The following is a 9,144-nucleotide window of genomic DNA, read 5'->3' as shown; positions in this document are numbered from 1 at the left end:
TAAAAACTGATGGTTTAAACAATTCAAATCCTACAAATATAGTACTTACTGCGCTTATAGTCGAGGAAACCCCGACTAGCACGACGTTTGATAGCAGATCCGTGCTGCGTATAGCGCGCGCTAAAAAATATAGCCCCACAGCTAGGCATATCATAGATATAAGTCCGACGCCCTCCAACGCACCCACTTTATCTACATTCTTGATATATCTGCCTACCGCATTTAACGCCTCAAGCCCAAACGCTATGTAAAGGGTAGTTTTGGCAGTAGATAGATTTTCGCTCTGCTCTTTAGCGTCATCCGCATAAACATACAGGATTGCTCCCGCGCCTACGGATACATTTAGCTTTCGCACCATATCAGGCAACCTAAAAAAATCGCTAATAAGCCAGATTAAAAATAAAACATTAGGCACCGAGAAAATAACCATAAAATGAAAAAAGCCCTGTTCTATATCTTTTAGGTCTGATGCTTGCACGCCCAAATCCGGACGAGATGAGTTTACAAGCGCCAACAGCTCGTTACCTTCTATACTCGTCCACATGACAGCAACCACTACTAAAAAAAGCCAGATGAGAAATGGCAGCCCGCCTAAAAGCTGAAAAATCGCGGAGATTATATGCCCAAGATAAAATCTATGCGCGCCGAAAGGCCCGAGGAACATATAAAACGCGTAGGCTTTATTTAGATCGTAAGCCATAGCTGAGCTTTGCGTAGAGTTAATTCTATCGGAATTTAAGGAAGCTGAATTTCGCCAAGTGGAATTCTGCTCTGTAAAATTCTGCGAGTTCGCAGCATTTTCGGTAGAATTCAAACTTTTAGCGTTAGAATCTTGCTCGCTAGAGCCTGTCGCGGCAGAATCTCGCAAAATAGAATTTTCTTCATCCAAGCCTTGAGCTGCAAAAGCTAAATTTTGCTCCGCAGAATTCTGTGGAGTAAAATTTTGCCTTATGGAAGTGGAATTTTGCTCTATAGAATTCTGAGCCGCAGAATTTTGCTCTATAGTATCATCCGCCGCAAGTTCTTCTTGCGCTAAATCTAAATTCTCAGATTGCTCCTGTGGTTTCTCATCCAGGGGCTTTTTTTCTTCGCCACTTTTACGTCTTATACTGGCTAGCGACGCAGGATTGCTGCTGCCGCCCCAAATATCTTCGCCCATCTGCTCTCCTTGATTTTTAAAGCAATTTTACCTGAAATTTAAGGAATTTTTGTATATTCGCCGCTACAAATTCAAAACAAAGGACAAAAATGCCAACAGTAACATTTCAAGGAAAGCCCGTAGAGTTAAGCGGGCAAGAGATAAATCTAGGCGATCGCGCGCCGCAAGTGCGCTTAGTAGCCCAGGATCTAAGCGAAATCGAGATCGCTAACGGCAAGCACGTGCAAATTATCGTCGCCGTGCCGTCGCTAGATACGCCCGTCTGCGCGACGGAGGCACGTAAGTTCAACGAGCGCGCCGCATCGCTTCCTAACACTGAAGTAATCGTCGTTTCGATGGATTTACCGTTTGCGATGGGGAGGTTTTGCACGACTGAGGGGATCAAAAATCTACGCGTTGCAAGCGATTTCCGCGATAAGGAATTTTGCCGCCGCTACGGCACCCTCATCGCCAGCGGCGCATTAGCAGGTCTTAGCGCCAGAGCAATCTTCGTCATAGATACTGCAGGCGTCGTGGTTTATAAAGAGCTCGTAAGCGACATAGCCTCTGAGCCCGACTACGACGCAGCGCTAGATTTTGCAGAGCTCGTCGCTCGCAACAGCTGCTCTAACTGAGCAAGATAATAGATCCAAGGTTTGGATAATTTTCGCCTCGCTTTAGTTCACTACTTTAAGCAAATTCGCCCTACTGCAAGTAAAAAACGAAGTAGGGCGCTTAAAATTCTACTTCAATTTTACATTTTGATTTTATGCTTTAATTTGCGCTCCAGCGTACGCAAAGCTGTTAGCGCACTGCGATAGCAAGCGGATGAGAACAAAATTTATAGGATCGCCTGCTGCTAAATTTTAAATTTAGCAGCAGCGGGAGTTGAAATTTTAAATTTGCTCGCTTAGCCACTCCGCGCGATAAATTCGCTAAAAGAGATCTCCCGCGCGTAAAATTTAACTCCGAGCGAGGCGAGTTTGTCTTGTAGCGACAGCGCCAGCTCCTCTATGCCGCTAAATACGCAAAGCGGCAAATTTTGCGCCCTCTCTTTAGTCGCCGCAAAGCTCTCGTTTTCAAAAAATTTCTTTAAAAATACGAGCGTTTTTACCTTATCCGCGACCTTGATCGGCTCCCAAGAGCCAGCGCCGTGATAGGCAAAATACACGGGCGAAGCGTCCCCCAGGGCAAAATCTACAAAAAACGGATCGTCCATGCCGTTACGCGCGATGACCCGCCAGCTCTTGCGCCACTGCCCGGGTGCGTTATCTGCTAGCTCCTCGCCCGTTTTGCGGCTAGCAAGCCTATACCCCTCCTGAAAACTCTCAAACTCGCCCTCCTCTGGATAGAAAAACGGCAGCAAAATGGACTCTGAAACGATGCGTTTGCGGATAAAATTCTGGATCAAATTCGGGATTTGCACGGCACGACCTTTGGGTTAAATTTGAGCGAATTTTAGCAGAGTTTTTAGTTCGCACAAAATTTACGTTCAAATTTGATGAGCACGAAAGAAGTAAATTACGCTCAAATTTGGTGAATTAAATTTAAGCATAAAAAGACAAGCGGAAGTATCGCGAGATGATTTTGAGAGTTGTGCAGAAATTTTAAGTCAAGGCTAGACAAGTAGTCTGCCGCAGACTTAAAATTTCAAATCTCTCTCAAAAGCACTCGCGAGACGACGCGTTAAATTCTACAAAGATTGTAGGATTTTAGGTTTACTAAACGCCTGTATTGGCTTAATCTCCCCCTTAAATTTCTCAATCTGCGCTAGCACGGTGTGAGCCGAGTTGCTTTGTGCGAGACTTGACGTGCCTTTATCGAACGTAAGCACGTTTACGCAGCCGTGCTGGCAGAGGCTCTTCTCGCCCCAAACCTCGGGATCGTACCACGCGCCCTCGCAGATCGCTGCGACGCGCTCGGGCACGATGTCGGTAACGAGCACGCCTGCCAAAATTTCGCCGCGGTCGTTGAAAACGCGCACGATGTCGCCGTTCGCAAGCCCGCGAGCTTCGGCGTCTTTTGGATTTATTAGCACCGGTTCTCTGCCGCTAACCTCGGCAAAATTTCTGATGATCGAGTTGTTTAGCTGGCTGTGCAGGCGGTAGCGAGAGTGCGGGCTTACGATGTGAATCGGATACTTCGCCGTCTTTTTCGCATCGCCTAGCCACTCTTTAGGCTCGATCCAAGTAGGCATCGGCGGGCAGTCGGCATAGCCCATCTTAGCGATTACGGGCGAGTAGAGCTCGATCTTACCCGACGGCGTGCCGAGGCGGTTTTTGGCGGGATTTTCGCGGAATGCCGCAAGGCGCGTGTATAGCGCGCTGCTCTCGTCGTCCTTTTCAAAGCGCACGAAGCCTTTGTCGTAAAATTCCTCAAAGCTAGGCATCGTTATATTTAGGCCTTTGGCTTGCTCTACGGCATCGGCGTAGAATTCTTTCATCCAGCCTAACTCGTCCTTGCCCTCGCTAAAGACCTCGCCGTATCCCCAGCGCTTGCAGATCTGCTCGCAGATCCAAAAGTCGCTCTTGCTCTCGCCCATCGGCTCGATTGCAGGTCTGTAAGCGACTATATATTCGCCCGTAGCGCCCGTTTGGTTGATGTCGTTGCGCTCGACCTCGATCGCGACGGGAAGTACGATGTCGCTAAGCTTCGCCGTGCTCGTCCAGTAAGGCTCGGCGGTGATGACGGTGTCAAATTTACGCCACTGCTTGACGATATTATTCACGTCTTGATGGCGCGTAAACATCGATCCGCACGCCATATAAGCGACTCTCATATGCGGTAGCTTGATCTTGGTGCCGTCGTAGTCGATCTGCTTGCCTGGATGCTCCAGCGCCTCGATGCTGCGAGAAGACGGGATGGTAATGTTTTTCGCACTTTTCCAAGGCGCAGAGCCCGTGTTTTCGTATTTCTCATCTATGCGCGTGCTAAGTCCCTTTAAAATCGGAGCCACCTTATTCGTAGCGCCCGCAGAGCCGTAGCCTAGGCTAAATTCAAAGCCGAGCCCCTCCTTGCCGATATATCCCAGCATCGCATTAAGCGCCACTAGCGCCCAGAAAGGCTGCTCGCCGTGATCTGCGCGCTGCAAACCGCGACCGATCAGGATCGTGGTCGGCTCCTTTGCAAGTGCCGTAGCAAATTTCGCAATAGCCTCCTCGCTAAGTCCGCAAATTTTGCTCGCCCAAGCTGCGTCCTTTACGATTTTATCGCTCTCGCCTAGAAAATACGCTTTAAATTTATTAAATCCGACGGTGTATTTTTTGATAAATTCCTCGTCGTAGAGGTTGTTCGTAAAGAGATAATGGCACATACCGATGATGAGCGCGGTGTCGGTGTTTGGGCGCACGATGATATCTTCGCTACCGAAGTAGCGCGCGGTGTCGTTTCTCATCACGTTTACGCTGTAGGTTTTGATGCCCGATTTTTTAAGCTCTTGCATGCCGATGTAGCCGTCGTGCGTAGGCGGAATGGATGAAATTTGATTGGTTACCGCAGGATCGGTCGCCCAAAATACGACGTTTTTGGCGTTTTTGACGATCGCTTTCCACGTAGTAGGCGCGTCATAAACGGCGCTTGAGCCCAGCACGTGAGGCATGATAACGAGCCCCGCGCCGGTCGAGTAATCACCGCTTTCCTCTACGTAGCCGCCTAAAATTTTAAGCATTCGGTGCGCTACGGTGCGTCCCCAGCCGATCTTGCCGCTGCCGCCCCACCAGTAGCATTCGCCATAGATCGCCTCGGCGCCGTATTTGTCGAAATTTTCTTTCAAAGCCTTCGCCGCTAGATCAAGCGCTACGTCCCAGCTAACTCGCACGAACTCCTCTTTGCCGCGCAGTTCGCTCTTTGCCGCGCCTTTTGCTTTTAGATAGCTTTTGCGCACCATCGGATAGAGCACGCGGTTTTCGTTCTGCACGGAATCAGGTAGGCTGTAATTCATCGTGTTTGGAAATTTATCGCCCTCAAAATCGCTTACCGAAACTATCTGCGATGAGTTTAAATTTAGCCAAAAAGTGCCGAATCTATTCGCGCCGAATACCTTTTTGTTATCAAAAATCGTCTGCGTGACCCCCTCGATCCTGCTAGCGCTTGCCGCGCTTGCGCCTAAAATCCCTGCCTTTAAAAAGTCTCGCCTTTTCATCTGATCTCCTTTATCATTCAGGTTTTTTTGCGTTGTGTTGTAGATATTTTATGATCAAATTTAGCTCGTCGCCCTCGAGCGCTACGTAGTTTGCATTGATCATCTCTTGTAAATTTGCAGGCCACTGATTTGCCGTGAAACTCTTTGGCTCATGCAGGCGGTGACACGCCGAGCAGATCTGCTCGTAGTTTGTCTTTGCCTCCGCATAAAGCACCTTAGCGTCCTTAGCTACGGCATCTGAGCTGATTTCGTAAATTCCCTCCGCCTCATACCAGATCTCGCCGTAATCGTCCTCGAGCTTTTTGCCCTTTTTAAAATTTGCTTCGGCTTCGTTCGTAAAAATCGCGTAAATTTCAGCCTCTTTCATATTTTTTTGGATTTGAAGCTGATAGTTTTCGCTCACGACGCCTTTAATTTTAATCTTGGTAACGCTGCCATCGCTGGATATCACCTCGATCGGCGTTAAAATTTCAGCCTCGCCGATAGTTTTTCCGTCCTGCGAGATCGCCGTGGTTTTGGAGATCACCTCGCCGCCGAAAAGCGAACACGCACAGACAAATGAGATAAAAATTTTCCTCATAAAGTATCCTTTCTGGGTTGTCTTTAACGCGAATTATAAATCAAAGATAAATTTAAATTTGTCGCGATTGCGACGAATTTATCCTTTTTATGTAAAATTTACGTGAAATTTTATGCAAAGAGCTGCTATGATAGATAGACTAAATAACGATTACAGCGAGAAATTCGACTTTTTAAGCAGGGAGCGGATTGCTAAATTTAGGCGCGAAAGCTACGCTCGCGGCGACGTGATCTACGCGCAAAAGTTTAAATTTATCATTCTGCTGCGCGGCAGGGCGAAGCTAAACTGCTACGAAAACGGCAAGGAATTTATCTTTAGCTTCGTAAAAAGCGGCGCCTACGTCTGCTTGGATAAAAACACGAGCCTTGAAATTTTAAGCGACTGCGAGACGCTACAGATCAACATCTCGGAGCTTTTTGAGCTGCTTGGAGACGAGTTTTCAAGCTCGATCATAAACGCGCTTATCAAAAACATCTACTCACAACGGATTTTAATTAAAGAGATCGTCTTTGCGAAAATCCAGACGCGGATTTTAAATTTTCTAAATCGCATCGCAAACGCAAATAAGATCGTGGAGCTTCCCTTTAATATAATGACGTTAGCAAGCCTGCTCGGTGCGCCTCGCCAAAACGTCTCCTCTGCGATTACGAAGCTCGTAAACGACAAAAAGATCGTGAAATTAAAGGGCAATAGGATTAAAATTTTATAGTCTGAATCTGCGCGGCGGTCTAAATTTAAACATAAAAGGCTGTTTTAAGCGAAACCGCCTCGTAAAAAAGGGCTAAAACCAAAATGGAATTAGCCCTAAATTTAGCCTATTTGCAAAGACTATGCAGGCGCTTAAAAAAATCGAGCCTCTGCTTGCGGGTCGCAACGGATCGTCTCCAAAGCGGTTACCTCCGTTAGTGCCTTGCTGGATAAAAAATACGATCAATACTACCGGGCCTATTATCGGGACAAGAATTAACAGATAAAACCAGCCACTTCTATCGGTATCATGCAAGCGCCTCACCGCTACGGTGATAGAAGGTAAAAGTATTGCCAATAAAAAGATTGAGTTAATGAAACCGATCATTCTACCGGAACTCGTAACGGCATAGGTGCCTAAAAAGCCGTCCAATACTAACGTTACGATTCCTAAAAGTGCCGCAAATAATGCAAACCACCAGTACTCTGAACGTGGTGCACGCCCCTCAAAATTGCAATAATTCTCTTTGAGACAAGTGCGAACAGACTCCATAAAAGTCATCTCAAACTCCTTTTTAAAAAATAAGATGAATTATATAATAATGGCACTTAAATTTGTCCTTTATATTGATTAAATTTTAAAATTTACCTCCGCCGCCGCGCTGTCTGGCAAATACATTAAAATTTATCTCGAATGAACTTAATAGCGAGCTGTTTGATAAGCGGAGGAGGGTAGGTTAGGCGGAACAAATTTTGCTTTTTCGCTCGCGCTAAATGACAAAGTAGGGCGGATGCGACTAGCGCAACTATAATAGCGAATTTATCTGCTTTACACCGCCATATAGCCGCTCAAATTTTAAAATTTACTTCTCTTTGCGGCTTAAAATTTTAGAAATTTTTGCAGCGTCGTAAGTTTTCGCCTGCGCTTTTAGAAACTCGCAAAGCCCCTTCTGCTTGCAAAGGCCGCGAGAGAGCAAAAACTCCGCCGTCATCTCGTCATCCAGCACCACAGCTACTTTGATAAGCGTTTCGATCTCCTTTTTATCGATGCTTGCAAAGCTTTGGAATTTTAAAATTTCGTCCAAATAGCATAATCTCCCATCGCGGAATTCTTTAAATTTGGTGCCCGCGGCAAACTCCCTCGCAGCAAGCGGCAGCGCCTCTTTATATCCGAGAATGGAAACGTTATTGTCGCTTAAAAATATTAATTCGCTGCCCGCAACCGAGCCGACCACGTCTTTCGTATCTCGCGCGCCGTTTGCAATCAAAAACTTAAATGCCTCGAAATTATCGTTTGCCGCGGCATCTCGCAGCAGCCCGCTAGCCTTGACGTCCGCGCCGTTTCGCACCAAAAGCTCTAAAAGCCGCATCGCATCGGCGCTATCAAAGTGATAAAGCTTCGCCGTCTCGCCGCTAAATTTCGAGCCGAAAAAGATCGCGAGCTTTAGCGGCGAGAAATAACCGCCGTCTCCGCCGTAATTGAGATTTGGTTTAAATTTAAGGATTTTTTCTATCCGCTCGAAGTCGAATTTTGAATTTCGCAGCACCTTCGGATTAAAAATGAAAGCGGTGAAAATTCTATCTTTAAACTCCCCGAAATCCTCGTCGATCCTGCCCCTGTTTTGCGCCGCGAATTCTAAAAGCGCATCCAACCCCGCATCTATCTGCGCATCGCTAGCATTTTCATCGTAAAAAATTTCAAAATTTGGCTGCGATAAATTTGACTCTGCTTGCTGTGAAGCAGAAACTCTCGGGTCATCCTTATCGGCGCCGAAAGCGCAGCCCGCAAGTAAAAGCCACAAAAAGATAAAATTTTTCATATCGCCCTCGCTTAAATTTTGCGCGATTATATCAAATCTAAGGCTAAATTTAACGGCGTCTTGAAATTTCATAAAAAGCAAACGGCAAATAAATTTAGCCTAAAAAAGCGCCTTTTGATCTTAATTTCGCTAGAATTAGCCGTAAATAACCTAAACAAAGGAGCGGCAAATGAAACTACTTTTTACTTTGATCTTGCTTTGTGCGGGGCTTTTTGCAAACACGTTGCAAGAGATCAGAAATAGCGGCGTCATCAGAGTAGGCGTCAGAGATGGCAGACCGCCTTTTAGCGAGATTAGCGGTGGTAAATTTGAAGGCTTTGAGATCGAGCTTGCCAATGCGATCGCAAAGGCGATTTTCGGTGCCAAACAAGGCGAAGTGCAGTTTGTCTCTCTAAGCGCCGCCGATCGCGTCTCGTATCTAGTCAATAATAAAGTCGATATAGTTGCAGCTACCTTCGTCATCGATTCGGCGCGCAAAAATCATGTAGACTTCTCGATGCCGTATTTTTCGACCAATCTCGGCGTACTAACTCGCAAAGCAGACGCCATCAAAGATATATCGCGTTTGCGCGATATGAGGCTCATAACCGAAGAGGGCACGACCGTAGATAATTACCTCAAAAAAGAGAAATTTAGCAACGTAAGCTACTGCAAAAGCACGAGCGAATGCTACGCGATGATCCGAGACGGCAAAGCCGACGGATACATCAACCTTAACATCACGGTGCTAGCCTACGCCGTCGTGGACGATACGCTCGAAGTGCCGTTTAAAAACCTA

9 protein-coding genes are annotated in these 9,144 nt (G+C 46.6%); 3 read left to right on the top strand and 6 right to left on the bottom strand.

The features are described from left to right. On the bottom strand, nt 1–1,159 hold a 1,159-nt coding region (locus tag Q0256_RS01995; RefSeq protein WP_297959593.1), incomplete at its 3' end, for an NINE protein. 89 nt (nt 1,160–1,248) lie between these two features. Here Q0256_RS01995 and tpx point away from each other — a divergent pair. After that, a complete protein-coding gene (gene tpx / locus Q0256_RS01990; protein ID WP_297959591.1) occupies nt 1,249–1,773 on the top strand; it encodes a thiol peroxidase in 525 nt (174 codons plus the stop codon). A gap of 275 nt (nt 1,774–2,048) precedes the next feature. On the opposite strand, the gene Q0256_RS01985 is transcribed toward tpx, so the two are convergent. The 3 genes from Q0256_RS01985 to Q0256_RS01975 form a co-directional block, all read right to left on the bottom strand. Then, nucleotides 2,049–2,564: a hypothetical protein gene (locus Q0256_RS01985; RefSeq protein ID WP_297959589.1), complete on the bottom strand. Its 516-nt coding sequence runs from the start codon at nt 2,562–2,564 to the stop codon at nt 2,049–2,051. Between the two features lie 267 nt (nt 2,565–2,831). Further along, nucleotides 2,832–5,279: a molybdopterin-dependent oxidoreductase gene (locus Q0256_RS01980; protein WP_297959587.1), complete on the bottom strand. Its 2,448-nt coding sequence runs from the start codon at nt 5,277–5,279 to the stop codon at nt 2,832–2,834. A gap of 13 nt (nt 5,280–5,292) precedes the next feature. After that, nucleotides 5,293–5,859 carry a hypothetical protein gene (locus tag Q0256_RS01975; protein ID WP_297959585.1) on the bottom strand — a complete coding sequence of 189 codons (567 nt, stop codon included), beginning with the start codon at nt 5,857–5,859 and terminating at the stop codon, nt 5,293–5,295. Nucleotides 5,860–5,986: 127 nt separating this feature from the next. On the opposite strand from Q0256_RS01975, the gene Q0256_RS01970 reads away from it, so the two are divergent. Further along, a complete protein-coding gene (locus Q0256_RS01970; protein WP_297959583.1) occupies nt 5,987–6,568 on the top strand; it encodes a Crp/Fnr family transcriptional regulator in 582 nt (193 codons plus the stop codon). Between the two features lie 72 nt (nt 6,569–6,640). Here Q0256_RS01970 and Q0256_RS01965 read toward each other — a convergent pair whose 3' ends face one another. After that, a complete protein-coding gene (locus Q0256_RS01965; protein WP_297959581.1) occupies nt 6,641–7,108 on the bottom strand; it encodes a DUF805 domain-containing protein in 468 nt (155 codons plus the stop codon). Nucleotides 7,109–7,409: 301 nt separating this feature from the next. After that, nucleotides 7,410–8,438, bottom strand: coding sequence for a hypothetical protein (locus tag Q0256_RS01960; protein WP_297959579.1), 1,029 nt, complete (start codon nt 8,436–8,438; stop codon nt 7,410–7,412). A gap of 97 nt (nt 8,439–8,535) precedes the next feature. Here Q0256_RS01960 and Q0256_RS01955 point away from each other — a divergent pair. Beyond that, nucleotides 8,536–9,144: transporter substrate-binding domain-containing protein (locus Q0256_RS01955; protein WP_297959577.1), on the top strand; the 609-nt coding region annotated here is incomplete at its 3' end.

This window comes from uncultured Campylobacter sp., assembly GCF_937949835.1.
Taxonomy (GTDB): Bacteria; Campylobacterota; Campylobacteria; order Campylobacterales; family Campylobacteraceae; genus Campylobacter_B.
Note: the sequence above shows the minus strand (reverse complement) of the source record. Positions and strands in the feature narration are given on the sequence as shown.